The 26,547-nt window shown below is 61.4% G+C and carries 21 protein-coding genes; 14 read left to right on the top strand and 7 right to left on the bottom strand.

Annotation, left to right across the window (positions count from 1 at the left end):
- From AC1DYF_RS06630 to AC1DYF_RS06610, 5 genes are all read left to right on the top strand, one after another.
- The gene (locus AC1DYF_RS06630; protein WP_477875902.1) at window positions 1–1,545 is read left to right on the top strand and encodes a sugar ABC transporter ATP-binding protein; all 1,545 of its coding nucleotides are present in this window, start codon (window positions 1–3) and stop codon (window positions 1,543–1,545) included.
- Complete coding sequence (locus AC1DYF_RS06625; protein ID WP_477875901.1) at window positions 1,545–2,612, top strand: ABC transporter permease; 1,068 nt, start codon at window positions 1,545–1,547, stop codon at window positions 2,610–2,612. The genes AC1DYF_RS06630 and AC1DYF_RS06625 overlap by 1 nt, the downstream gene beginning before the upstream one ends.
- 1 nt (window position 2,613) lies before the next feature.
- Complete coding sequence (locus AC1DYF_RS06620; RefSeq protein ID WP_477875900.1) at window positions 2,614–3,651, top strand: Gfo/Idh/MocA family protein; 1,038 nt, start codon at window positions 2,614–2,616, stop codon at window positions 3,649–3,651.
- 229 nt (window positions 3,652–3,880) lie between these two features.
- Complete coding sequence (apnL, locus tag AC1DYF_RS06615) at window positions 3,881–5,755, top strand: D-apionate lactonase (protein WP_477875899.1); 1,875 nt, start codon at window positions 3,881–3,883, stop codon at window positions 5,753–5,755.
- Between the two features lie 251 nt (window positions 5,756–6,006).
- Window positions 6,007–6,288 (top strand): hypothetical protein, encoded by a 282-nt coding sequence (locus AC1DYF_RS06610; protein WP_477875898.1) that lies wholly within the window; start codon window positions 6,007–6,009, stop codon window positions 6,286–6,288.
- A 66-nt stretch (window positions 6,289–6,354) separates the two neighbouring features.
- Here the strand turns inward: AC1DYF_RS06610 and AC1DYF_RS06605 are convergent, their stop codons facing one another.
- The gene (locus AC1DYF_RS06605) at window positions 6,355–7,071 is read right to left on the bottom strand and encodes a transcriptional regulator NanR (RefSeq protein ID WP_477875897.1); all 717 of its coding nucleotides are present in this window, start codon (window positions 7,069–7,071) and stop codon (window positions 6,355–6,357) included.
- Between the two features lie 147 nt (window positions 7,072–7,218).
- On the opposite strand from AC1DYF_RS06605, the gene oiaX reads away from it, so the two are divergent.
- Complete coding sequence (gene oiaX / locus AC1DYF_RS06600) at window positions 7,219–8,475, top strand: 3-oxo-isoapionate-4-phosphate decarboxylase OiaX (RefSeq protein WP_477875896.1); 1,257 nt, start codon at window positions 7,219–7,221, stop codon at window positions 8,473–8,475.
- 300 nt (window positions 8,476–8,775) lie between these two features.
- Complete coding sequence (locus tag AC1DYF_RS06595) at window positions 8,776–10,086, top strand: four-carbon acid sugar kinase family protein (protein WP_477875895.1); 1,311 nt, start codon at window positions 8,776–8,778, stop codon at window positions 10,084–10,086.
- Window positions 10,087–10,174: 88 nt separating this feature from the next.
- Here AC1DYF_RS06595 and derI read toward each other — a convergent pair whose 3' ends face one another.
- From derI to AC1DYF_RS06565, 6 genes are all read right to left on the bottom strand, one after another.
- Window positions 10,175–10,630, bottom strand: coding sequence for a D-erythrulose-4-phosphate isomerase (gene derI, locus AC1DYF_RS06590; protein ID WP_477875894.1), 456 nt, complete (start codon window positions 10,628–10,630; stop codon window positions 10,175–10,177).
- Window positions 10,631–10,641: 11 nt separating this feature from the next.
- On the bottom strand, window positions 10,642–11,412 hold the full coding sequence (locus AC1DYF_RS06585; protein ID WP_477875893.1) for a triose-phosphate isomerase: 771 nt from the start codon (window positions 11,410–11,412) through the stop codon (window positions 10,642–10,644).
- 58 nt (window positions 11,413–11,470) lie between these two features.
- Complete coding sequence (locus AC1DYF_RS06580) at window positions 11,471–12,409, bottom strand: sugar-binding transcriptional regulator (RefSeq protein ID WP_477875892.1); 939 nt, start codon at window positions 12,407–12,409, stop codon at window positions 11,471–11,473.
- A 372-nt stretch (window positions 12,410–12,781) separates the two neighbouring features.
- Window positions 12,782–13,714 (bottom strand): sugar phosphate isomerase/epimerase family protein, encoded by a 933-nt coding sequence (locus AC1DYF_RS06575; protein WP_477875891.1) that lies wholly within the window; start codon window positions 13,712–13,714, stop codon window positions 12,782–12,784.
- Between the two features lie 8 nt (window positions 13,715–13,722).
- Window positions 13,723–15,228: a glycerol-3-phosphate dehydrogenase gene (locus tag AC1DYF_RS06570; RefSeq protein WP_477875890.1), complete on the bottom strand. Its 1,506-nt coding sequence runs from the start codon at window positions 15,226–15,228 to the stop codon at window positions 13,723–13,725.
- A 60-nt stretch (window positions 15,229–15,288) separates the two neighbouring features.
- Window positions 15,289–16,860 carry an FGGY family carbohydrate kinase gene (locus tag AC1DYF_RS06565; RefSeq protein ID WP_477875889.1) on the bottom strand — a complete coding sequence of 524 codons (1,572 nt, stop codon included), beginning with the start codon at window positions 16,858–16,860 and terminating at the stop codon, window positions 15,289–15,291.
- An 832-nt stretch (window positions 16,861–17,692) separates the two neighbouring features.
- On the opposite strand from AC1DYF_RS06565, the gene AC1DYF_RS06560 reads away from it, so the two are divergent.
- The 7 genes from AC1DYF_RS06560 (at window position 17,693) to AC1DYF_RS06530 (ending at window position 26,302) form a co-directional block, all read left to right on the top strand.
- Window positions 17,693–18,343: a DUF2291 family protein gene (locus AC1DYF_RS06560; RefSeq protein ID WP_477876054.1), complete on the top strand. Its 651-nt coding sequence runs from the start codon at window positions 17,693–17,695 to the stop codon at window positions 18,341–18,343.
- On the top strand, window positions 18,340–19,881 hold the full coding sequence (locus AC1DYF_RS06555; RefSeq protein WP_477875888.1) for a sugar ABC transporter ATP-binding protein: 1,542 nt from the start codon (window positions 18,340–18,342) through the stop codon (window positions 19,879–19,881). Before AC1DYF_RS06560 ends, AC1DYF_RS06555 begins: the two co-directional genes overlap by 4 nt.
- Window positions 19,882–19,903: 22 nt before the next feature.
- Window positions 19,904–20,944, top strand: coding sequence for an ABC transporter permease (locus tag AC1DYF_RS06550; protein WP_477875887.1), 1,041 nt, complete (start codon window positions 19,904–19,906; stop codon window positions 20,942–20,944).
- A gap of 110 nt (window positions 20,945–21,054) precedes the next feature.
- Complete coding sequence (locus AC1DYF_RS06545) at window positions 21,055–22,002, top strand: substrate-binding domain-containing protein (protein WP_477875886.1); 948 nt, start codon at window positions 21,055–21,057, stop codon at window positions 22,000–22,002.
- Between the two features lie 159 nt (window positions 22,003–22,161).
- Window positions 22,162–23,004, top strand: a complete 843-nt coding sequence (locus tag AC1DYF_RS06540; protein ID WP_477876053.1) for a DeoR/GlpR family DNA-binding transcription regulator — start codon at window positions 22,162–22,164, stop codon at window positions 23,002–23,004.
- Window positions 23,005–23,061: 57 nt separating this feature from the next.
- Window positions 23,062–24,585, top strand: a complete 1,524-nt coding sequence (locus tag AC1DYF_RS06535) for an FGGY-family carbohydrate kinase (RefSeq protein WP_477875885.1) — start codon at window positions 23,062–23,064, stop codon at window positions 24,583–24,585.
- Window positions 24,586–24,589: 4 nt separating this feature from the next.
- Entirely contained in the window at window positions 24,590–26,302 is a 1,713-nt protein-coding gene (locus tag AC1DYF_RS06530; RefSeq protein ID WP_477875884.1) for a glycerol-3-phosphate dehydrogenase/oxidase, read from the top strand.
- Window positions 26,303–26,547: the final 245 nt, after the last annotated feature.

Genomic DNA, 26,547 nt, shown 5'->3' with positions numbered 1-26,547 from the left:
ATGGCCGAGATCGATGACGGCGATGTGATCCTTGAACTGCGCGACATCACCAAGGCCTATTCCGGCATTGTCGCGCTGAAGAAGGCGAATCTGAAGCTCCGGCGCGGCGCGGTCAACGTACTGGTCGGCGAGAATGGAGCAGGCAAGTCGACGATGATGCGTATCATCGCCGGCGTCGAACAACCGACGCTCGGCGAAATGTTTCTCGACGGCAAGAAGATCGAGCTCAGCGGCACGGCCGATGCGGTCAAGCACGGCATCGGCATCGTTTTCCAGGAACTCAACCTCTTCGGCAATCTCTCGGTTGCCGAGAACATTTTCGCAACCCGCGAGATCACCCGCGGCGTGCTCGGCATCGACCACAAGGCGCAGGTCGCCAAAGCCAATGAATTCCTGAACCGCCTAGAGGCCGGCATTTCCGCCGAGACGCTGGCTGAAGACCTGCCGATCGGCCAGCAGCAACTGGTCGAGATCGCCCGCGCGGTGTCGCTCGACAGCCGCATCCTGATCATGGACGAGCCGACCTCGGCGCTCAGCGCCGCCGAAGTCGATATCCTCTTTCGTGTCATCGCCGACCTCAAGTCAAAGGGCGTGGCGATCGTCTATATCTCGCACCGGCTCGAAGAGCTGATGCGGATCGGCGATTACATCACTGTGCTCAAGGACGGCCAGATCACCGGCCATGCCATGGTTAGGGATATCGACACGCGCTGGATCGTTCGTTCGATGATCGGCTCCGACGCCAAGGATTTCGCCAAACAGGGCGAACATGCGCTGGGCGAAGAGGTGATCCGCGTCGAGGATATCTGCCTGCCGCGGGCGCAAGGCGGCTATGCCGTCGATCATGTGTCACTTTCGGTGCGCAAGGGCGAGATTCTCGGCATCTACGGTCTGATGGGCGCCGGCCGCAGCGAACTCTTCGAATGCATTATGGGTCGTTACGATCACTATACCGGCCAGGTCTTCATCGACGGCAAGCAACTGCGTGGCCATGATACGACCCGCCGCATCAAGGAAGGTATCGCCCTGATCCCCGAAGACCGGCAGCGCGAGGGCTTGGTGCAATCGATGTCGATCGCCGGCAACCTGACACTGGCAAGCCTTGGCCAGTTCGTCCGCGGTGGTTTTCATATCGACCTCAACCGCGAAAAGCGGGCCATCGGCGAAGCGATCCGCAACCTCTCGATCAAAGCGCGCAATCCCGATTTCGAAGTCACCTCTATGTCGGGCGGCAACCAGCAGAAGGTGGTCATCGGCAAGGCGCTGATGACCGGGCCGAAAGTGCTGCTGATGGACGAGCCCAGCCGCGGCATCGATGTCGGCGCCAAGGCGGATGTGTTCCGCACCATGCGGCGGCTGGCAAGCGAAGGACTGGCCATCCTGTTTTCCACCTCAGACCTCGAAGAAGTCATGGCGCTGTCGGACCGCATCGCCGTGATGAGCAATGGCCGACTGATCACGGTCGTCGACCGCAAGGACGCCACCGAGGAGATGATCGTCTCGGCTTCGGCCGAGGGCCATAAAAGCAAAAGGAACCATGCCTGATGACGACCGTGACCGAAACTTCCGGCACAAGCAGCCAGACGAGCGGCTCCTTCCTGCTTCTTCTGATGAAGCTCCGGACCTTCATCGCGCTGATCGCCGTCATCGTCTTCTTCTCGATCTTCGCGCCGAACTTCCTATCGACCGAGAACATGCTGCTGATGTCCAAGCATGTGGCGCAGAACGCCTTTCTCGCCATGGGCATGACCTTCGTCATTGTCACTGGCGGAATCGATCTCTCTGTGGGTTCGATCGTCGGCCTCTGCGGCATGGTCGCCGGCGGTCTGATTTTGCACGGCATCCAGCTGCCGATCGGCTACACCGTCTATTTCAACATTTTCGAAGTCTCGCTCATCGTGCTGGTGGTCGGCATCGTCATCGGCGCCATCAACGGGTTGCTGATCACCCGGCTAAATGTCGCGCCGTTCATCGCCACGCTGGGCACGCTCTATGTGGCGCGCGGCTTCGCCCTGCTTTCCTCCGACGGCCAGACTTTTCCCAATCTCGTCGGTAAGCCGGATCTCGACAATACCGGCTTCGGCTTCCTCGGTGCCGGCAAGATCCTCGGCCTGCCGGTCTCGGTGTGGATCCTGATCGTCGTGGCGCTGGTGGCGGCCTATTTCGCCCGCTACGTGCCGCTCGGCCGGCATATTTTTGCCGTTGGCGGCAATGAGCGCGCCGCTCGCATGTCCGGCATCCGCGTCAACCGCGTCAAAATGTTCGTCTACATGTTCTCCGGGTTTTGTGCGGGCATTGTCGGTCTGGTGATCTCGTCCGACCTGATGGCCTCGCATCCGGCCACGGGCGAATCCTTCGAGCTCAATGCGATCGCGGCGGCCGTGCTCGGCGGCACGTCGATGTCGGGCGGACGCGGCACGATCGGCGGCACGATCATCGGCGCCTTCGTCATTGGTATCCTGTCGGACGGCCTGGTCATGATGGGCGTCAGCTCTTTCTGGCAGATGGTGATCAAAGGGCTTGTCATCATTGTTGCGGTGGTGGTTGATCAGGCACAGCGCCGATTGCAGCAGCGGGTGACGCTGATGCAGATGGCAAAGGGAGCGAATTGAAATGGCTAAGTTTAAAGGCGCCGTGATCGGCTGCGGCTTTTTCGCGATCAACCAGATGCATGGCTGGCAGGACCTCGATACGGTCGAGATCGTCGCCATCTGCGACAAGGATTCTGAGCGGCTGCGCATCGTCGGCGACGAATTCGGCGTAGCGCGGCGCTATGACGACGCGGAAAAGATGTTCGCCGATGGCGGCTTCGATTTCGTCGACATCGCCACCACGGTCGGCAGCCACAAGCCGCTGGTCGAATTGGCGGCGAAACACAAGGTGCCGACCATCTGCCAGAAACCCTTCGCGCTCAACCTCGATGACGCCAAGGCCATGGTCAAGGCCGCCGATGATGCTGGCATCCCGCTGATGGTGCATGAGAATTTCCGCTGGCAGACGCCGCTTCTCGAAGCCAGGAAAGCACTGGAAAGCGGCGTGATCGGCAAGCCATTCTGGGGCCGGGTATCGTTCCGCTCCGGCTATGACGTGTTCGCCAACCAGCCCTATCTCGCCAAGGGCAAGCGCTTCATCGTCGAGGACCTCGGCATCCATGCGCTCGACATCGCCCGCTTCCTGTTCGGCGATGTCGCCACCATGACCGCGCGCACCACGCGGGTACGCCCCGACATTGCCGGCGAGGACGTCGCCACCATGCTGCTCGGCCATGAAAACGGCATCACTTCCATCGTCGACTGCAGTTACAGCACCTTCCTGCCGGAAGAGCAGTTCCCGGAAACGCTGGTCGAAATCGACGGCTCCGAGGGTACGATCCGGCTCAACAAGGATTATCAGCTCGTTGTCTATAACAAGTCCGGCCATGCCGACCGCCGTTCTGTCGAACCCAACCTGCTGCCCTGGGCGACGAAGCCGTGGCACAATGTGCAGGAGAGCGTGGCGCTGATCGAAAAGCACTGGGCGGAAAGGCTGGCGGAAGGCAAGGAACCGGACACGTCGGGGCATGATAATCTGAAGACGTTTGCGCTGGTGGAGGCAGCTTATCTGAGCGCCGAGAAGGGGCAGACGGTGGAATTGAAGACGCTGCTGGGGTGATTTCTGGGGGTGCAAGTGGCTCACCCCCCTCTGCCCTGCCGGGCATCTCCCCCTCAAGGGGGGAGATTGGATGGGGCGCCGCTCTGCCACAAACTTCTGGCCCACGCCCTGTGCTCGACAGAGGTTTTGGGCGGGAAGCGTGCCGCTTGCCAATCTCCCCCCTTGAGGGGGAAATGCCCGGCAGGGCAGAGGGGGGTGGCCGAGAATTCTAAGTTTCATGGAGGGTACCGTGACCATTGATCAATCGACATTCGCCCTCTACGGCACAGCCGAACCTGAACCCGAAAACCGTGAACTCTCCGCCGGCCCCCTCACGGTCACCCTCCAGGACGGCAACCTCCGGACCATCCGCTTCATGGGCCATGAAGTGCTGCGCGCCGTTTCCTTCCTCGTCCGCGACAAAGACTGGGGTACCTGCAAGGCCGAATTCACCGACCTGTCAATCGAAAGTGGTCATCAACAATTTTCGGTGCGCTACCGAGCCCGTTATGCCGCGCCATCAGGCGCCAATCTCGATTGCCGCATGCGTATCTTTGCCTCGGCCGGTGGCACGCTGGTCTTCGAAGCGGAAGGCGTGAGCGATGCCGATTTCGAGACCGCCCGCGCCGGCTTCACCGTGCTCCACCCATTGAACGGCGTCGCCGGCCAGCCGGTGTCGGTCGAGCACAGCGACGGCTCGATCGAACATTCACACTGGCCAGAACTCATCGATCCCTGGCAGCCGTTCATGGACATGACGGCGATCACCCATGCCGTCGCCAAGGGCATTTCAGCGGAAACCCGTTTCGAGGGCGACGTCTTCGAGATGGAGGATCAGCGCAATTGGACGGATGGGTCCTATAAGACCTATGTGCGGCCGCTGGCGTTGCCCTGGCCCTATTTGGTCCGCAAGGGCGAGCCGTTGCGGCAGAAGGTGACCGTCGACATTCGTGTCACCGGCGACGCGGTTGCCGCTGTCGCTAACGATGCGCCGGTCCACCTGACGATCAAGAAAACCGGCGTGCCTCTGCCGGATATCGGCATCGGTCTGAGGCCGGAATGCCGTGCGGAGGAGCTTGCGGCGCTCGATGCGCTGAAGGCAATCGGCGCCCGCCATCTGATCGCCCATTTCGATCCGATTGCCGGTCACGGCATCGAGGCGCTCAAGGGCTATGCCGAACTGGCGAAAGCTTCCGGGCTGAGGGTGACGCTGGAGCTTGCGGTGCCCTGCATCCGTCCTCTCGACATGGAGCTGGGCGATATCGCGGATATGGTCAAGCAGGCCGGTCTCGCGCTCGACACATTGTTCGTCAGCCCTGCCGTGGACCGCCAATCGACGCCGCCCGGCAGCAAATGGCCCGATTGCCCGCCGCTCGAAGACATCTACGCTGCTGCGCGAAACGCTTTTCCAGGCGTCCGGCTAGGCGGCGGCATGCTTTCCTATTTCACCGAGCTCAACCGCAAGCGCGTGCCGAACGACCTGATCGACTATGTCAGCCATTGCACCAACCCGATCGTGCATGCCGCCGACGATCTCTCGGTCATGCAGACTTTCGAGGCATTGCGCTATGTGGTGAAATCCGTGCGCAGCCTCTATGGCGACAAGCCCTATCGCATCGGCCCCTCGACCATCGCCATGCGCCAGAATCCCTATGGCAGCGCCGCCAAGGACAATCCGGCACTGTCGCGTATCCCGATGGCCAATGCCGACCCGCGCCACGCCGGCCAGTTCGGTGCGGCCTGGGCGCTAGCCTATGCCGCGACGGTGGCGGAGGCCGGTCTTGAAGTGCTGACGCTGTCGACGCTGGCCGGGCCGTTTGGACTGGTCGCCGGGGGAGGCGAACCAGCAGACGCAGGTTCCTTGCGGCCGCTGGCTGCGGTGATCGCCGCGCTCGGTGCCCTATCAGGCCAGGCGTTGCACATTATCGAGAGTTCGCGCCCGGATGCAGTGGTCGGCCTGTCGACGGCGACGACACTATTGCTAGCCAATACGACGCCAGAGACCCAGAGGGTTGTGCTCGACGGCGCGCGAGCGGTCGAGGTCATGGACGGTGAATTCCGCGCTACCAGTGCGACTGATACCATCGTGCTTGGCCCGTATGGTTGCGCGCGCGTCACACGTTAACTCCAGAAAACGCCGCGGTTGGTTTGCACCATCACCCCCGAAAGGCCGGGATAAATACCGTTGCCAATGATGCGATCTTGCGACGGCAATGCACGTCGCTTAGCATATTTCGGCCAATCAAGTGGCACGGTTGAGGGGGCGTGATCCAGACAATGAAGAGGATTATACCAATCGCGATCGGCGCGATGCTGTGCTTGTCTCCGATTCCGAGCCGAGCAGACGAAACCAATCTCATTAAGATAAATGTAAAGTTGAGCGATTCCACCTTCGGCGCTGAAGGGGAGACTTTCGGTTTCTACGACCTGGAAGATCGACTCGGAAGCGATATTGGCAATGCGGGGAATGTCGACGGCGATGAAGCAGGCGAGGGGTTTTTCTCGATTTACATCTACACCAATTCTCCCGATCAGGTGTTATCGATGATGCATCCAGTTCTATTCGATGGCTCGGTTCCGACGGGCTCTTTCGTCGAAGTTTTTGATGAGGCGACTTTCAAAAAAATAAAAAGCATCGAGCTTCCTCACAAGAAGTGAACAGCCACGGTATTGAGGCCAGCAAATCGACAAACCGATTCATCCGGTGACGAAAAAAGAGCAGCCTTAGCCCTGCGCCTTCATCGCATAAAGCGCCCGTGAGCGCTCAAGATGCTTGATCATCGCTTTTTCCGCGAGATCGGGATCGCCCTTCTCGATGGCGCGGATGATTTCCTCGTGCTCGGCCAGCGTATAGTTCTCGCGGCCGGTCCAGATCAGCATTTCCGTATGGTATGATTTCAGCCAGCCGAGCATGGCTTCGCTGACGGCGGCGAAGATCGGGTTGCCGGAGATCTGGGCGATATATTGGTGGAAGGCCATGTCGGCATTGATGAAGGCTTCGGAATTGCCGAGATTTTCGCTCTGCCGGGCGAGGCGGGCGCGCAATTCCGCGATCTGATCGGCGGTGGCCTTCCCGGCCGCCTCGCGCACCATGCCGCGCTCGAAGAAGATGCGAGCACTTTTCAGATGTTCGAGCGAATCTGCCGAGCCCGACAGCATCAGCTTGGCTGGCAGGTCGACCTGGCGGAAGATCGATTCCGCGGTGACCTGCAGCACACGGGCACGTTCGCCATGGGAGATTTCGACCAGGCCCTTGCCGGCCAGCGCCTGCATGGCCTCGCGGATCGCCGGACGGCCGACGCCGAAGCGCTCCATCAGCTCGCGTTCGGACGGCATCTCGTCGCCGGCCTTCAATTCCCCGTTTTCGATCAGCAATTTCAGGCGGGCAAAAACTTCATCGGAGAGTTTTCTGCGGAGGATCGGCTCGGAAGGAATGTTCATGGATCACCTGGGAATGACAGGCTTTTTTATACATAAATTGTCCGACGCACCACCGCTTTTGCAGCGGCGCGACTTGTATTCACATAAATACTCATTATACCAGTTTCGATGAAGCTGCAAGCCGACGCCATGGGCGAGGAGGATGCCATGATCCGCCTGACATACAGGATAGAAACGCCCGGCTCGGTGGAGGCGATGGCCAACAAGATCGCCAGCGACCAGTCGACGGGCACGTTCGTCGCGGTTCCGGGCGAGACCGAGGAGTTGAAGGCGCGGGTTGCTGCGCGCGTCGTCGCCATACGGCCGCTGCCGGACACCGACAAGCCATCCTTCCCAGATGAGGGCGCCGCGGCGCAACGCTTCAACCGCGCCGACGCCGACGTGGATTTTCCCATGGATGCGATCGGAACGGACCTCTCGGCGCTGATGACCATCGCCATCGGCGGCGTGTTTTCGATCAAGGGGCTGACCGGCATCCGCATCGTCGACATGAAGCTGCCGCAGGAATTCGCCGCCGCCTATCCCGGCCCGCAATTCGGCATTCCCGGCAGCCGCCGGCTGACCGGCGTCGAGAAACGACCGATCATCGGAACGATCGTCAAACCGGCGCTTGGGCTGCGGCCGCACGAGACGGCGGAGATGGTGGGCGAACTGATCGAAGCCGGCGTCGACTTCATCAAGGACGACGAGAAACTGATGAGCCCGGCCTATTCGCCGCTCAAGGAGCGGGTCGCCGCGATCATGCCGCGCATCCTCGATCACGAGCAGAAGACCGGCAAGAAGGTCATGTATGCCTTCGGCATCAGCCATACCGATCCGGATGAGATGATGCGCAATCACGACATGGTGCTGGCGGCCGGCGGCAACGCCGCCGTGGTCAACATCAATTCCATCGGCTTCGGCGGCATGTCCTTCCTGCGCAAGCGCTCCGGCCTAGCGCTGCATGGCCATCGCAACGGCTGGGACATTCTCACGCGCCATCCGGGCCTGGGCTTCGAATTCTCCGTCTGGCAGCAATTCTGGCGGCTGCTGGGCGTCGACCAGTTTCAGATCAATGGCATCCGTGCCAAATATTGGGAGCCGGATGAGAGTTTTATCCGCTCCTACCAGGCGGTCAGCACGCCGCTGTTCACAGAGTGCGACATTGCCATGCCGGTGGTCTGCTCAGGTCAATGGGGGGGTCAGGCGCCGGACACGATTGCCGCAACCGGCGGCTCGACCGATCTGCTTTACCTCTGCGGCGGCGGCATCGTCAGCCATCCCGGCGGACCGGGGGCGGGGGTGAAGGCGGTGCAGCAGGCCTGGGAGGCGGCAGTGGCCGGGATTGCACTCGAGGAGTACGCGAAGGAGCATCGCGAACTGGCGCAATCGATCGAAAAGTTTGCCGACGGGAAGGCTGCGTGAGATCTGAATCGATGCACATTCGAGCGTCATTACCCCTCACCAAGTGCGCCCGAGCGATCGCTTACGCTCTCGCGGGCTTACTATCCTCTCCCGCAAGGGGCGAGGCAGGGTGCCACGATCACCGGTCTCGCTTGAGGCAGAGCGGGAGCCGTGAGTTTTTCCTCGCCCCTTGCGGGAGAGGATACGAAGGCCGGGAGAGCACTTGCGAACCCTTGGCCGAAGTTGGTGAGGAGTGAAAACGCCATTTGCAATCAGATGGCACGCGAAATTGAACTACAACATCAACAGCGAGACACGACCTTGTTCACCCCATTGATCAGTTTCTACGGCGACGATTTCACCGGCTCGACCGATGCGATGGAAGCGCTTGCCTCCAATGGCATCGACACGGTGCTGTTTCTTCGCCAGCCTGACGTGTCGCTCCTGTCCCGCTTCTCGACCGCGCAAGCTTTCGGCCTTGCTGGGACCAGCCGCAGCGAGACGCCCGAGTGGATGGATGTGCATCTGACTGAAGCGTTCCAGTGGCTGAAGACGCTGAATGCCGGGCTCTGCCACTACAAGGTTTGCTCCACCTTCGATTCCAGCCCGGCAATCGGCAATATCGGCCGCGCCATCGAGATCGGGCGCAAGTTGTTCAGCGAGGCAGTCGTTCCATTGATCGTCGGTTCGCCGCAAATTCGCCGCTACACCGCTTTCGGCCATCTGTTCGCCGCTTACCAGGGACGCAACTACCGCATCGATCGGCATCCGGTGATGAGCCGACACCCGGTCACGCCGATGGACGAGGCCGATATTTTGAAGCACCTGGCGCGCCAGACAAACCTTGCTTCCGCCTCGATCGACAATGTCGCCGTATTGACGCCTGACGCCAGGCAGCAGGCCGGTGTCGAGACGGACATACTGCTGATCGACGTTCTCGACGCGGCCACGCAGGCCGCGGCAGGTGATCTGCTCTGGAACGTGCTGCGTGAGAAAAACCGCTTCGTCTGCGGCTCGTCCGGTGTCGAATATGCTCTAATCCCGGCTTGGCGAGCGACTGGCCTGATTGGTGAAAAACCGAAATTTTCCGACGCCGGCGCGGTTGATCAAATCGCGGTCGTCTCTGGTAGCGTCTCGCCGACCACGGAGCGACAAATCCGCCATGCATTGGCCAATGGCTTCGATGGCATCCCGCTCGATCCGGTCGCGCTGGCTGCCAGTGACGATGAAATCACCAGGGCCATCGATGCCGGTATCGCCGTTCTATCGGCCGGCCGCAGCGTCATTCTCTATACGGCGCTCGGCCCGGCTGCCGATCGCGGCGGCGAGATCGACACGTCCGCTGGTGCCCGGCATCGCATCGGCAAGGCGCTCGGCCGCATCCAGCGTGAACTGGTGGCGCGCGCAGGCCTGAAACGCGCCGTGGTCGCCGGCGGCGATACGTCGAGCCACGCGCTGGGCGAGATGGGTATCTCAGCACTGACACTGACCATGCCGCTGCCACAGACGCCCGGTTCGCCGCTCTGCATCGCGCATGGCGGCGGCGCGGACGGATTACAGATCGCCCTCAAGGGCGGCCAGGTCGGCGGAGATGATTATTTCTCGATGATCCGCAGCGGCAAGCAAAACTGATGTCGAGCCCTCGCTGTCAGCCTGCGAAGGCTCTGGCCACAGCCTGTTGAAACGAAGCGAGGCTCTGGCCCCGCTTCGTCGTTCCACGTCACTTCGCCTTGTACTTCGCGTCGACCGCGTTGATCGCCTGGACATTGCCGGCCGAGCGACCGTTTTCGTCAAACGTCTGCGCCAGATAGGCGTCGGCGATGCTCTTCGCCAGTTCCGGGCCGATGACGCGCGAGCCCATGGTGATGATCTGGGCATTGTTCGACAGCGCCGCACGTTCAGCCGAATAGGTGTCGTGGGTCAATGCTGCGCGGATGCCCGGCACCTTATTGGCCGAGATGCAGACGCCGATGCCGGTGCCGCAGACGAGGATGGCGCGGTCATATTCGCCGGCCAGGACCGCCGAACCGACCCGGTCGGCGATGTTGGCGTAAAAGGCATCCGGGCCGGCATCGGTGCGCGACACTTCATGCACCTCGTGCTTGTCCTTCAGATGTTCGGCGAGGATTTTTGCGAGGCCTTCGCCCGCACTGTCACCGGCAACAGCAAGTTTCATGACTTTCTCCTTCAGAGTTTCGCGGCGCATCGCGCCAGGATGCCCAGGTAGCCCTCGACCTTCCAGGCCGAGCGGCCGATAAACAGCCCGTCGATATTCGGGCATGCGATCAGCTCTTCGCAGTTCTCGGGATTGACCGAGCCGCCATAGAGGCATGGGATGCGGCGGCCGAGCACCTCTTCCGCGACAGCGATGATTTCGGCCTGACGGGCATCGGCATAGTCGGCCGTGGCCGGAATGCCCTTTTCGCCGATCGCCCAGACGGGCTCATAGGCGAGCAGGATTTCCGCCTTCTTCTGCTCGCCGCTCAATTTTCCAAGCGCGCCGCGCACTTCGCGCGCCAGAACCTCCGCAGCACGGCCGCCCTCGCGGTCGGCAAGCGTCTCGCCGATGCAGATCAGCGGGATCAGCCCATGCCGGACCGCGGCTTCCGTCTTCAGGCCGACCGTTTCATCCGTCTCGCCAAAAAATTCGCGCCGCTCGGAATGGCCGAGCTCGACAATGTCGAGATTGCAATCCTTAAGCATCACTGGCGAGACCTCACCGGTCCAGGCGCCTTGATCGGCCCAATGCATGTTCTGCGCCCCGACCTTGACGGATGCGCCGGCCAGAATCGCCTTGACCTCCCGCACGGCCGTGAAGGGCGGGATCACGAAACGCTGGATGCGCGGATCGCGCGCTGCATCTGCAGCCACAAGCGCGTCCGCGAATGCCTTCGCCTCAGCGAAAGTCTTGTTCATCTTCCAGCTCGTGCCAATCCAGGCTTTGCGCTCAGCGCTCATCCATTCGTCTCCGTTGCCACATGCATTCGACGCGTCATATCATGTGGTGATGGTATAATCACCCTGCCAGCAATGCTTTCGCTGTTCTTTCGTCGGTAATCAAGCCATGCAGCTTGTTGCTGTGCAAAACAGCGCGAATGGCTTCGGTTTTGACTGGCCCGCCGGCGATCGCCACGATCCTGTCGTCGCGGGTCTCCAGGAAAGATGCAGCGAGCGTCCGCGCCGTCACCGAAGTTTCGAGAATCCGGCCCCTGCGATCGAAGAAATGGCCGAGCATTTCACCGACACCGCCAAGGGCTGCGATTTCCGCGAGCTCGTCCGGTTCCAGCATGCCCGAGGTCACCAGATGCGCCTGGCTGTCGACCGTGCCGATACCGACGATCTTGAGGTCGGCAGCATCGGCCAGATCGAACACATCTCTGACGCCGCGCTGCGACAGCAGCACTTCCCGGTCCTCGACCGTATTGGCGAAGAAAGGCACTGGCATGACATAGGCCTGCGAGCTGGTTTTCGCCGCCAGGCGATGCATGACATCATAGGGATTGGCGGCGTAATTGCGCGTCAGGCCGCCAAGCAGCGACACGAAGCGGGTGGCGCCCGCGGTGATGCGCGGCAGGTAGTGAACCACGGCGGACAGCGTCCGGCCATGGCCGAGGCCGATCACCTGCACGTCGTCACGCTCGATCTCCCGGCGCAGGAAGCTGGCGCCGGCATGGCCGAGCGTCGTCAGCGCCAGGCCGTCCTCATCCACATCCGGCGCTACCTCACAATATTTGAGCCCGTAGCGCGTCGACAGATCCACTTCGAGATTGACGCATTCGGAAATATCGCCGTCGATGCTGACCTTGACGATCCCGTCGGCCACCGCCTTAGCGATCAGACGATGCGCCTTCACCGAGGGCACGCCCAGCCGCTTGGCCACGGCCGATTGCGTAAAGCCGCCGACATAGTGGAGCCAGGCCGCTCTCACGGCGAGGGAGTCGTCATTGTCATTCATCGTAGGAGGCTCCGGACATGCGTTGAAGGCAAGACGGATAACTGTCTGTCTTTCGACATTGCAAGCATTGGCTTCGTTGTGAGGCCAGCGCCTTTGCTCTTCTCCCATTGGGGAGAAGGTGGCTCGTAGCGCAGCGGCTTTTTCGTTGTGCTTGGGATGGACCCTTCGAGGCCCTATTCCGCTTCGCGTCATAGGGCACCTCAGGGTGAGGTCGAGAGTGTGGCAGTGCAGGTGCCTCAATCTCCCCTTGCTGCAAGCGTGCTTGTGGCACAGCGAGCACCCCATTCTCCCTCACCCTGAGGCGTCCCACGACGCGAAGCGGAATGGGCCCTCGAAGGGTCAGCGTTGCCTTGGTTTCCATCCGCTCGATCCTTAAATCTTGAGATCACTCGCGCCGGTATCGATATGCGGCGCCCAGAAGGCCACGCTTTCAGCGATTTGCGGGATGACCTGCCGATCGTTGGGCTCCCTTTCCTTGAAAGACAGTTCCAGGCAGATTTCATTGTCCACCGCACCGCCTTCGGCAAAAGCCTTGAGCAAAGGGGCGGGATGAATACGGCCCTTGGCGTTGAACTCGGTGGTGAACGGCCGATGACCGCCCTTGTCCATCAGGCTTTGCTTGATATGGATGATCGGTGAGACTTTTGGGACCGCGCGCGCCCAGGCATAGGGGTCGTAGTCATCGGGATTGGCCGAAGTGACATCTCCGTGGTCGATATCGGCCATCATCCACATCGGCACGGCCATGTCCGCAGCCGTCAGCCGGTCCTGCAGGGCGATGCATTCGGCGATCGTTTCCCCGAATTCGCGGCCAATACTCATCGGCTCCCAGAAGACATAGGACAGGCCAGCCGCCTTGGCGTGCTCGGCCACTTCCGCCCAGCAATCGATGGCGATCCTGATCAGCTCTTCGCGCCGGGCTGGATCGTCGTAATCCCTGTAGGTGAAGATGGCGAACTGTGTGCCGACCGAATGGCCGCCGAGATCGCCGGTGATGTCGGCGAAGGTCTTGAACCAGTCGATATAGTAGCGCCGGACCTCGGCATCGGGATGGCCGAAATGATTGAGCCGGCCATAGGGGCCGGTCATGCCTGAGGTGACGCGCACGCCGGTGCGGTCGAGTGCGGCCCGCATCTGCCGGGTCAGGGGACGGATGGTCGAAGCTGGCCAGCTCGGGTTGATGAATTCATGCGTCAGCTGCAAATCGCGCAGCCTGAGGTCACGCGCCACGGTATCGATCAGGTCGTCCGGATCGGCGAAGCGGTTCACCAGCGGATTGGTGTTGAGCGAAAGCGTCAGGGCCATGGTCTTCCTCAGGCGGCAGCGAGCTGATTGGAGGAAAACCACTGGCGGAACTGGTCGCGTTCGGCTTCCGTCAGATGCAGATAATGCTTGGTGCGGCGATAGAGGATGTCGTCGGCCGTCTGCGCCCATTCATGGGCAGCTAAATAGCGCGCCTCGGCCTCGTAGAACTGGCCGCCGAAGTGACGCCCCAAGCCTTCCAGACTGAGGGGCCGGCCGATAACGTCTTTGGCGCGGGTGCCGTAGAGCCGGCCATAGTGATGCAACAGCGTGCGGCCCATCCAGGGATAGGCGTCGCGCAGGCTGTTGGCGAAAGTCTCGTAGTCGGCATTTGGCATGTCGCCGCCTGGCAGCGGCGCATGCTCCGTCCAGTTGTCACCCATATCAGGGAAAATATGCTTGAGCCGCTGCATGCCGCGTTCGGCCAGTTCGCGAAACGTAGTGATCTTGCCGCCGAAGACATTGAGCAGCGGCGCACCGGCGGTTTCGTCGAGGTCGAAGACATAGTCGCGCGTCACTGCCGAAGGATTGCCCTTGCCGTCGTCGAACAGCGGCCGGACGCCGGAGAATGTCGTGATAATGTCCTGCCGGCGCAGTTTTTCCTTGAAATAGCGGTTCACGGCGGCGAGCAGATAATCGATCTCTTTCTCGTCCGCCGCGACATCCTCGGCGCGGCCTTCATAGGCGATATCGGTGGTGCCGATCAGCGCCTTGTCGCCCTCATAGGGGTTGATGAAGATCACCCGCTTGTCGTGGTTCTGCACAAGATAGGCATTGGCGCCCTGCCAGAATTTAGGGACGATGATGTGCGAGCCCTTGACCAGGCGAACATTGCGGCTGGAATTGGAACCGGCGACGCGGCCGATAACGTCAGACACCCAGGGGCCGGCGCAATTGACCAGGCATTTAGCCTGGTAGGTCGCGGTTTCGCCGGTCAGGCTGTTCCTGGTCGTGATCGTCCAGAGCTTGCCTTCGCGTCGGGCGGAAACGGCCGGTGTGCGGGTCAGCACAACGGCGCCCTTTTCCGCCGCACCGACGGCATTGAGCACGACGAGACGGGCATCATCTACCCAGCAATCGGAATATTCGAAGCCTCGCGTATATTGGTCGAGGATCGGAATGCCCTCAGGATCGCGGCGGAGATCGAGCGTGCGGGTGCCGGGCAGCCGCTTGCGGCCTCCGAGATGGTCATAAAGAAACAGTCCCAACCGCACGAGCCAGGCCGGACGATCCTCAGGGCTGTGCGGCAGCACGAAGCGCATCGGCCAGATGATGTGTGGCGCGGCCTTGAGCAGCACTTCGCGCTCGATCAGCGCCTCGCGTACCAGCCGGAACTCATAATATTCGAGATAGCGCAAGCCGCCATGCACCAGTTTGCCGGACCGCGACGACGTGCCCTCGGCAAGATCGTCCTTCTCGCAAAGTACCACCGACAGGCCCCGGCCGGCCGCATCGCGGGCAATGCCGGCGCCATTGATACCGCCGCCGATCACGAAGAGATCGTAGGTTTGCGTCATGCGTGTCTCCTTGTCGCCCGGCATCGCTTGCGCGACCGGCCAGGCATCAATCGAAATTTGTCAGCGCCCGGCGAGGATGCCCCAAGCGGGTGCTATACCGCGGCGGATCTCGCCATAGGCGGCGAACAAGCGCGCCATGCGCTCGACATCAGCCGGAGCCGGCGGCTCGGCCGCGCCGAGATGCGGTGTCACCCAATCGGCAATGCAATCATCCATGCTGCGATAGGCGCCGATCGCCACGGCTGCCATCATCGAGGCGCCGGCGGCACCGGCTTCCTCGCGCGAAGAGACACGCACAGGCGCGTCGATGGCGGCAGCCAGCGTGTTGCGCAAGGCTGCGGATCGCGCGGCACCGCCGCTGACGCGCAGCTCCGATGGCAGCGCCCCCATGGCGGAGTAGCAATCGCAGGTCGCCATGCCCAGGCCTTCGATGACTGCCCGGACGAGATCGGGGAAACGATGCCGGCTGGAAAGCCCGCTGAAATTGGCGCGCGCCTTGGCATCGACGAACGGCCCGCGTTCGCCGGCTTCGGAAATATAGGGATGATAGACCACTGCACCCGGCTTGCTGGCTGCGAACCAGGCGTCGACGCGCGGGATCATGTCGCCCAGCTCGATCTCGACGCCGAATTCGCCCAGCAGGTCGGCGCCGACTTGCAGCAGCCAGTCGAGATTGATCGTCGCGCCCATATTGGTCTGCACCTGGGTGACGATGCCGGGAATGGGCAGCGCGATGACATAACCCGTCCGCTCGTTGTTCAGGAACACGTCTTCCACCGATTTGGCGAGCAGATGCACCCCGGTCGAACCGATGGCGGAACAGGCGGCGTTCATGCAGCTGCTGCGGACGCCGGCACCGAGCGCCGTCATCGCCATGTCGACATAGCCGAGGCAAACAGGCGTACCGGCCTTGAGCCCGCAGGCGGCAGCGGCCTCCGCCGCCAGTGGGTGGGTGACTTCTGTGCCCTCGATCACATCGGGCAGCAAGGCCCGGCGCTGTCGCAAGCCGAGCGCATCGAGTACCGTATCGTCATACTGCCGGGTGCGAAAATTGCCGAAGGTGAAGCTCACTTCGGAAGGATCGGTGGCGCGCATGCCGGTGAGGTTGAGATAAAGCCAGTCCTTGCAATGCAAAGCGGCTTCGCTGCGATCCAGGATATCGCGGCAATGGCGTTGCATATGCGCCATCTGGCTGCCTTGCTGGCAAGTGTTGAGGCCGGTACCCGTGGCTTCGAAGCGGGCGCGATCCGCTCCGGAGTTTGCGAGTTCCTCAACCGTCGGCGCAGCACGAGCATCGAGCCACAGCCAGGCATCGGTTACGGGCTTGTTTTCCGCGCCGACCAGCCAGGTGCCGTCGCCCTGGCCAGTGACGGCGATCGCGGTCGTCCGTTGCGCGAGGCGCTCGACCTTGTCCTTCAGCATTAGCAAGGCGCGGACACAATCGGCCCAGGTCTGGTTGAGCGATTGCGTGACCGCGCCGCCGTTGCCGACATGGTAGGAATTGCGCACGGATGCGCTGGCGATCTGTCGCCCCGAGGTCGAGAAAGCGACGGCCTTCATCACGGAGGTGCCGGCATCGATGCCGATGATCAGATCCGCCTCGTCCGTCACGCCGTCACCTTCTTGGGGCATTCGAGCGTCGAGGCAGACAGGAACTGCCTGGAAAACAGCATTTCATCCTCCCCATGGTCGTCGAGATATGCCGGCGGAGCGATAGCGTCCATGACAACCGTAGCTGCTGCAGGAGGCGGCGAAAACCGTCCTGTAGCCAACATAACATATCACTCTCGAATTTCACCAGAAAAGATATCACAAAGTTATCGTATGTCTCGTAAAATTTTTCTAGTTGCGTATTTTTTTTCATATATGATGAGATGCAAATTGGAAGACCAGAGTCTGACGAGGCTCTGAAGCGGACAATTCACGTAGGTTCGGCTTTCAGGTGAACATTTTAGATGTGAACGCGAGCACGAATCGGGCGTTCTGGATATAAATATTCAAAATCAATTATTTAAATGATTGCCAAGAATCTATGCGGAAATTTTTGCAGCGCCGAAGAAGCTGTTTCAGGAATTTTGCAGCTGCAAAAATGGGCGTAGAATGGCTGGAGAAAGAACCGAGCTTGCGATCGTGCCATATAAGATGAGCGGCAAAAAATTCGAAATCGCCCGTTGACAGTCTATGATAACTTAACATATCTTTCGCTGCATCTAACATGTATATATCGCAGTGCAGCATCATATGCATCTGCCGTGTCGGGCGAGTCGAGGAGACAGGCCCGGTATATTCGATGGGAGGACATCGTGGAGCTTTGCCAGAGACCGGGCACGTGGCCGTGCCCAAACCGAGCGCGCGTCTGGCCGTCACGCAAAGCTATGTGTGTGCCGGATCGCGAGCGACACCGAAACTGACGTCCTCCGGAATGCGCCTCGACAACCTCGTCACACCCACGGTCGCCCTAGACATGACTGACAACGCCAAACGAAAATTTACTGCGTCTTCCAAGACCCATCGCTGGATCGGCATCGCCGCCGTGGTGGTTCTGGTCGCGGCCATGGCGCTCGATACGACGGTGGTGAAGATCGGTTCGGTGCATGACGTGCGCGAGCAGAAATTCTCGCCCGAAAGCTTTGGCGAGAAGCAGTTCCCCGAGATCAAGGCGGATGTCGAGAAGCGTGCGGTCCCCGCGGCTGATCTTGCCAAGGCTGTTACGGCCGACAAGAAGGCCGCGGGCGCGAAATATGGCGTGGCGACATCGACCGGTCCTGTCCTTCCGGTCTCGTTCACTGGCGTCGTCGGCGAGCGCAAGTCGAATTTCAACACGTTCAAGATCGACGGCCTGCCGCCGGAGATCACCGTCCGAGTCCAGACCGGCCCGGCGCTGAACGGCACGGATCTGCGCGATGCGACCGGCAAGATCCAGTTCGGCCAGTTCACCAACCAGATCGAATACCAGGATGCCGGCTCGGCCATCAACAACGAGGTCAAGAAAAAGATTCTCGCCGGCATCGATCCCAATACTCTGACCGGCAAGACGGTCAGCGTCGTCGGCGTCTTCAAGCTGATCAATCCGAAGAACTGGATTGTCACGCCGGTGAGGTTCGACGTCAAATGAGCGAGGTCGTCGAAAACGGACAAAGGGGTGAAGTCGTGCTGGCCGCGCGCAATGTCGCCAAGTCCTATGGCAGTATCCATGCGCTGAAGGGCGTCAATTTCGACATCCATCGTGGCCAGGTGACGACGTTGTTTGGAGAGAACGGTGCCGGCAAATCGACCCTAATGAAAATCCTCTCAGGCGTCGTGCCGCCGACATCAGGCGACATCATCCTCGATGGCCAGCAGATCGCGTTCGCGTCATCCTCCCAAGCCCGCGATCACGGCATTTCCATTATCCATCAGGAACTCAGCCTCGCGCCCAACATGAATGTGCGTGACAATATCTTCATGGGCCGCGAGATCACCACGCCGACCGGCGTCGATTTCGCAGAGGAAGAGCGGCAGACGCGGCTTTTGATGAAGGAGTTGGAAGAGAATATCGATCCGCTGACCAAGGTCGAGGATCTGCGCCTCGGCCAGCAGCAGATCGTCGAGATCGCCCGAGCGCTGTCGGTCAATTCGCGCATCCTGATCATGGACGAGCCGACCTCGGCGCTGTCGGCGACGGAAGTCGAGGTGCTGTTCAAGGTGATCCGCGACCTCACCAGCCGCGGCGTCTCCATCGTCTATATCTCGCATCATCTCGAAGAAGCGCTGCAGATTACTCATCATGCCGTGGTGCTGCGTGACGGCACGATGACCGCCTATGCCGAGCGCAAGGATATCGATCTCGAATGGATCGTCCGGCACATGGTCGGCGACAATTTCGACCTCGGCTCGCCGCCGACGGGCTATCAGATGGGCGACGTGGCGCTTTCGATCGAGGGCCTGACGGTGCCCGACCCCTCGGGCGCGCATTTCTCGGTCGTCGACAAGCTGTCGCTCTCCGTTCGCGCCGGCGAGATCGTCTGCATCTACGGACTGATGGGCGCCGGGCGCACCGAATTGCTGGAATCCGTGGCTGGCAAGCTGCGTTCGACAGCGGGCAAAGTGCTGCTTAAAGGCCGCGACATCACCGGCCAATCGATCGCGCAATGCATCCAGGATGGTCTCGTCCTGGTACCGGAGGACCGGCAGCGCGACGGTCTGGTGCAGACCATGAGCGTGGGTAAGAACCTGTCGCTTGCCAGTCTCGGCGCCTTTACCCGCGGTCTCTTCACTTCTTTGACGCGCGAGGCGGGACTGGTCGGCGAGTCCATCCAGAAGGTTCATATCAAGACCGACGGCGGCGCAGCGCCGATCGGGTCTCTATCGGGCGGCAACCAGCAGAAGGTCGTGATCGGCAAGATGCTGGCGACGGAGCCCGAAGTGATGCTGCTGGACGAGCCGAGCCGCGGCATTGACATCGGCGCCAAGGCCGAAGTCTTCCGGCTGCTGGCCGGGCGCGCCAGGACCGGTCTGGCCGTCATCTACACCACGTCGGAAGTCGGCGAGTGCCTGAGCATCGCCCACCGCATCATCGTCATGCGGCGCGGGCGCATCTCGGCGGAATTCGGTCCTGACGCGACCAAGGAACAAATCATGGCTGCTTCGGGCGAAGCTGTGGTCACACACTAGCCTGGGTGGAGGGGCGATCAGCATGGCAGTCACAACAGCATCCGACAGCAAAGCCGCCGTTTCGGCCGGCAGGCGCAAGAAGGGCCTGATCGAACGCCTGTTCGACGGTCGCGCTTTCTTTGCGCTGATTGTCATCGTCGCCGTCTTCTCCTTCCTGTCGCCGAACTATTTCACGCTCAGCAATTTCCTGATCATGGCCTCGCATGTCGCGATCTACGGCCTGCTTGCCATCGGCATGCTGCTGGTGATCCTTAACGGCGGCATTGACCTCTCCGTAGGCTCGACGCTCGGCCTGTCGGGCGTTATCGCCGGCTTCCTGATGCAGGGGGTGATGATCCAGCAGTTCGGCGTCATCCTCTATCCGCCGGTCTGGGTCGTCGTCATCCTCACCTGCCTGCTCGGCGCCATCGTCGGCGCGGTCAACGGCGTGCTGATCGCCTATCTCAAGGTGCCGGCTTTCGTCGCCACGCTGGGCGTCCTCTATGTGGCGCGCGGCATTGCGCTCTTGATAACCAGCGGCCTGACCTACAATAGCCTCGGCGGTCGTCCGGAACTTGGCAATACCGGCTTCGACTGGCTCGGCTTCAACCGGCTGGGCGGCGTGCCGATCGGCGTCATCACGCTTGCCGTCTTCGCCATGATCGCCGCCATCCTGCTGTCGCGCACCGCTTTCGGCCGCTGGCTCTACTCTTCGGGCGGCAATGAGCGTGCCGCTGAACTGTCCGGTGTGCCGGTCAAGCGCGTCAAAATCACCGTCTACGTGCTTTCCGGCATCTGCGCGGCGGTGGCCGGCCTGGTCCTGTCCTCCCAGTTGACCTCGGCCGGCCCCACCGCCGGCGGCTCCTACGAACTGACCGCGATCGCCGCTGTCGTCATCGGCGGTGCGGCGCTGACCGGCGGCCGCGGCACGGTGGTCGGCACCATGCTTGGCGCCTTCGTCATCGGTTTTCTCTCGGACGGTCTCGTGATCGTCGGTGTCTCCGCCTACTGGCAGACGGTCTTCACAGGTGCGGTGATCGTGCTCGCGGTCCTGCTCAACAGCATCAAATACAGTCGCCGCTGACGGCAGGCAGCGACTGAATGGAACTTCGCTGCGGTCCGGTCAACGGCCGGCCGCAGCAAGCATGGCCGGAAACCGGCACAATCTGAGCTCATCAAAAAGGGAGTGAGACTATGTTCAGAAGAGGAATGCGCGTACTTTTGGCCGCCGCCGCAGTTGCCCCATTGCTGGTCAGCAGCGCCTGGGCCGGCGGACTGATCTCCATCATCGTCACCGATCCGGCCAATCCGTATTGGCTGACGGAAGGCCAGGTTGCCAAGGCAACCGCCGAAAAGCTCGGCTACTCCGCCAATGTCGCCGCCCACAAGGGTGACACCAATACCGAAAGCAACCTGATCGACACCGCGATCACCAACAAATCGGTCGCCATCATTCTCGATCCGGCCAATGCCGACGGTTCGGTCGGTGCGGTCAAGAAGGCGGTCGCGGCCAATATCCCGGTCTTCCTCGTCAACGCTGAAATCAACCAGGAAGGCCTCGCCAAGGCGCAGCTCGTTTCCAACAACGCCCAGGGTGCCGCCATCGGTGCGCAGCAATGGGTCGAAGCGATCGGCGACAAGGGCAACTACGCCGAACTGTTCGGCAACCCGGCCGACAACAATGCCGCAACCCGTTCGAACGGCTACGAAACCGTGCTGACGCAGTATCCGGACCTGAAGAAGGTCGCCAAGGAAGTGGCGGATTGGGATCGCACCAAGGGCCATGACAAGATGCAGTCCATGTTCCAGGCTCACCCCGACATCGTCGGCGTGATCTCCGGCAATGACGAAATGGCGCTGGGCGCGATCGCCGCGCTGAAGGAAGCCGGCAAGCTGTCGCAGGTTAAGGTCGGTGGTTTCGACGGTTCGCCGGACGCGGTCGCCGCGATCAAGGCGGGCGAGATGCAGTATACCGTCCTCCAGCCGGTCGCCGTGTTCTCCGCGGAAGCGGTCAAGCAGGCCGACAACTTCATCAAGACCGGTAAGACTGGCGTCGATCACGAAAAGCAGCTCTTCGACTGCCTCTTGATCACCAAGGACAATATCGACAAGTACACTGGCCCCTTCACGCTCAGCCAGTGATTTCGACTTGGGGAGCGCCGGTTTGCCGGCGCTCCCACCTTCGCCGCCACGACAGGTTTTCTTGATTTCGCGTGCATCCCGAGGCCTGGCCTGCGGCCTTTGCCTTGGCGCTCGATCCGAGATACGAGACGGTTCATCCTCGATTTCAAGACAGGGGCGATCGTGAACAGGAAAGTGGATGTCAAGGACCTTCTCTCAGAGGAATTGCCGAGCGACAGCCGGCATGCCCGCCAGCTGGTAAGGCGGCAATTGATTGCCGAGACTGTGATCGCCGAAGGCTCGCTGCGCATCGAGGATCTGACCGAACGTTTCGGCATCAGCCTGATGACGGCGCATCGCGACGTCGATGATCTTGTCAACCGCGGCCTGTTCCGCAAGACGCGTGGAATCGTCTCCGCTGCCCCGACCAGTCTGATCGAATCGAGTGACGCCTACCGCGCCACCCGCCAGCCGAAGGAGAAGAAGGCGATTGCCAGAGCCGCGATGAATTTCGTCGAACCCGGCCAGGCGATCTTCCTCGATGACGCCACGACCGTGCATGAAATGGCGGGCCTGCTGCCGGCCAAGGTGCCGCTGACGGTGATCACCAATTCGCTCGTCCTGATCAACGATCTCAAGGACATCAACGACCTGAACCTCATCTGTCTCGGCGGCCAGTTCTACAATTGGTGCAATGCCTTCATGGGCCATATCACCATCAACGAGATTCGCCGCATGCGGGCCGATACCGTGTTCATGTCGCTGTCGGCGATCATCGACGACATCGTCTTCCACCAGTCGCCGGACACGGTGGAGACCAAGCGGGCAATGTTTGAATGCGCGCAACGGCGTGTTCTGCTGGCCGACCACACCAAGTTCGAGCGGCGGGCGCTGCACCGGTTCGCCGCACTCGAGGAATTCGACGCCGTCATCGTCGACGAGGACATTCCGATCGCCCATCTGTCGCGCATGCGCGCCAAGGGGATCAAGGTCGTCGTGGCGGAGGGCGAGCGTCCGCTCTGAAGTTTCGCGGCGATCTAGGATCCGCGGGGCTTCATTCGCTACTGAATGGAGGCGCAAATGCCCTGCATCCTGGGTATAGACAGTGGGCTGACCATGACCAAGGCGGTCGTGTTTGATGCCGATAGCGCGGTGCTGTCCGTCGCCCGCCGGCGCGTGCCGCAACTGATCCCGAAGCCGCGTCATGTCGAGCGCGATATGGATGGCATGTGGGCCGCAACGGCCGAAGCCATCCACGAAGCGATCACGGCCAGCGGACGCCCGGCAACGGATATCGTCGCCGTGGCGGCAACGGCACATGGGGATGGTATCTATCTTCTCGATGGCGCCGGCCGGCCACTCGGCAACGCGATCGTCTCGCTCGATACGCGCTCCGGCGACATCGCCGATGACTGGAATGCCGGTGAAGTCGGGGCGCTATCGCTGACACTGACCGGGCAGCGCCCGCATGCCTCGGCCCCCTCCGCCATTCTGCGCTGGATCAAGCAGAACGAGCCGGATCGCTACGGCAAGATTGCCCATTTCATCGCCGCCAAGGATTGGCTGGTCTATTGCCTTTCCGGCACGATCGGCACGGATCGGACCGAAGCCAGCACGTCTTTCACGGATGTCGGCACCCAGGCTTTCACCGACGATGCTTTCCGGCTGTTTGGCTTGGATGAACTTGCGGGCAAAAAGCCGTCGATGGCCGTCTCCACCGAGATTGTCGGTCGTGTCACGGCTAACGCGGCGCGGCTGTCCGGTCTGGCGGAAAGCACGCCTGTCGTTGCCGGCCTGCATGACGTGACCGCCTCGGCGCTCGGCATTGGCGGTTACCGCAAGGATGTCGTCGCGGTGATTGCGGGCACCTATTCGATCAATGAGACTGTATCGGACCATCCCAAAGTCGACGGCCGCTGGTTCTGCCGCAACGGCATATTGCCCGGCGAGTGGAACAATATGTCGATCTCGCCCGCATCGACGGCGAATTACGACTGGTTCATCGATCAGCTCTGCGCCCGCGAAAGCCGTGAGGCCGAATCCTCAGGAACCAGCATCCACACCATACTCGGTGAGGAATTCGAGCGCGCGCGCAAAAAACCGTCGAGCGTGCTCTTCCATCCCTACCTGTTCGGCTCGCCCTTCGGCGGCGCGTCGAGCGCCGGTTTCTTCGGCATCAATGCCTGGCATGATCGCGGCGACATGGTGCGTGCCGTGCTCGAAGGCATTGCCTTCAACCACCGCATTCATGTCGATGCGCTGCTGGATGGTTTTAGACCCAAATCCGCACGGCTGACCGGCGGCATATCCCGCAATCCCGCTTTGGCCGGCCTGTTTGCCGATATTCTCGGCCTGCCCGTCACCGCGACCAGGACGGAAGAGGCGGCAGCCTGGGGCGCGGCGCTCTGCGCTGGCGTCGGCGCTGGCCTGTTTGCCGAGCCGACAGCCGATCCGCGCAATCTCGAAGCGCTGGAAACGACTTATTATCCCGACGCTGCGCGCCAAAAAACCTACGACGAGAAATACGCCGTTTTCCTCGAACTCGCCGAGACGATGAAACCCCTGTGGCGAAAGCTGCAGATGCTGGGTTCAGCACAGGAATGAAATGATGCAAGCAATCGACAGTGACGTCCAGGCCGGCAAGACGGGAGGAAATGCGCCGGACCTGGTGGAGGAATATGATGTCATTATCCTGGGCGCCGGCGTCAATGGCGCCGGGCTGTTCCGGGAACTCAGCCTGCAGGGCGTCAACTGCCTGATCGTCGATAAGGCAGATTTCGGCTCGGGCACCAGTGCAGCGCCGTCACGGCTCATCCATGGCGGCATCAAATATCTGGAGACGGGTGAGTTCGGCCTCGTGTCGCAGTCGACACTGGAGCGTAATCTCCTGCTCAAGAATGCGCCGCATTGCGTCGAGCCGCTGCCGACGTTCATCCCGTCCTTCTCGCTGATGAAGGGAGTATGGGCAGCGCTGCGCACGCTGTTCGGCTCGACGACCGCGCCGCGCAGCCGTGGAGCCTTGCTCATCAAGATCGGGCTGGCCCTCTACGATATCTATGGTGCCCGTCATCGCGTCATGCCGAAGCACCAGTTCCTGTTCCGGCAAGCGGCACTCAGGGAAATGCCGGAAGTGACGCCGCGCATCGTCGCCGGCGGCATCTATTACGACGCTCGGATCACCCGGCCGGAGCGGCTGGTCTGGGAACTGGTCAAGGACGGGCTCGACGCCAATCCGCAATCGCGCGCCGAAAATTTCGTCACCCTTGAAGGGCGGGATGGTGGCGTTCTCAGGCTTCGCAACAGCGTGGGTTCGCTTCGTCTCGCCAAAGCCCAGGTCGTCGTCAACGCCGCTGGCCCGTGGATCGATCATGTCAATGCCACGCTTGGCGTCGACAAAAAACTGGTCGGCGGCACCAAGGGCTCGCATATCCTGCTCGACCATCCTGAGCTGGTGAAAAGCCTCAAAGGCCGGATGATCTATTTCGAAGCCGATGACGGCCGCATCTGCCTGGTCTACGAGGCCTTCGGTCTCGCACTCGTCGGCTCTACAGATATCAAAGCAGACAATCCCGATACGGTGAAATGCGAGGAAGACGAGATCGATTATTTCCTCGAAAGCCTGAAATCGCTGCTGCCGCGGCTGAGCTTTGGCCGCGATCAGATCGTTTATGCCTATAGCGGCATCCGACCGCTGCCGGCCTCGGATGCAAGCGAGCCAGGGCTGATCAGCCGCGATCATTCCTCGCCGGCATTCGAACCGGAGGAGGGGCGGCCTTTTGCTTTGGTCTCGCTGGTCGGCGGCAAATGGACCACGTTCCGTGGTTTTGCGGAAGAGGTCGCTGATAGTCTGATAAGCCGGCTAAGCAAAAAGCGAATCCAGAGCACGCAGACCTTGCCGATCGGGGGCGGCCGCGATTTCCCGACCGATCCGGCCGCGCGCCGCCGCTGGGTGTCTAAAAGGTCGAAGCAAAGCGGCCTGACTGCCGAACGGGTGGAAGCCTTGCTCAGCCGTTACGGCACAACGGCAGATCAGTTCGTCGCCCATCTGCCGGATGCCGGAAATGATGCGCCGCTCACCCATCTGCCGGATTTCAGCGCCGTTGAAGTCGCCTGGCTGGCGCGGTCGGAAATGGTGGTCCATCTTGCCGATCTCGTCATGCGCCGGACGACGCTGGCGATCGAGGGCAGAATGACGACTGCGGCAATCGACGAGCTCTCCGTTGCCGCGGCGCAGGCGCTCGGCTGGGATGAAGTGCGGCGGCGTGATGAGGTTGCGGCGCTGACGGCGCATCTGGCGACTTATCATCGCGTCAGGCTTTGACGCCTGAAAAACTTGCTGAATAGCCGCCGGAACGGCCTTCCCTCCTGGTGACCGTTGAGTCATCTTCCAGCCGCCCTGAAGGTGTTCGCATGTGGCAAAGACCCTCTCTGGCCTGCCGGCCATCTCCCCCACAAGATTCCATGAGGGTGGATAGCGCCACGGCTTGTATCAAAGTCGTGTTTGCAATCCCAACTTTGGAGGGCCTCATGGATATGATCGCAGAGAACCCCGATCGCGCGGGCGCT

The sequence above is a fragment of the Rhizobium sp. P2_G9 genome (assembly GCF_056403475.1).
Note: the sequence above shows the minus strand (reverse complement) of the source record. Positions and strands in the feature narration are given on the sequence as shown.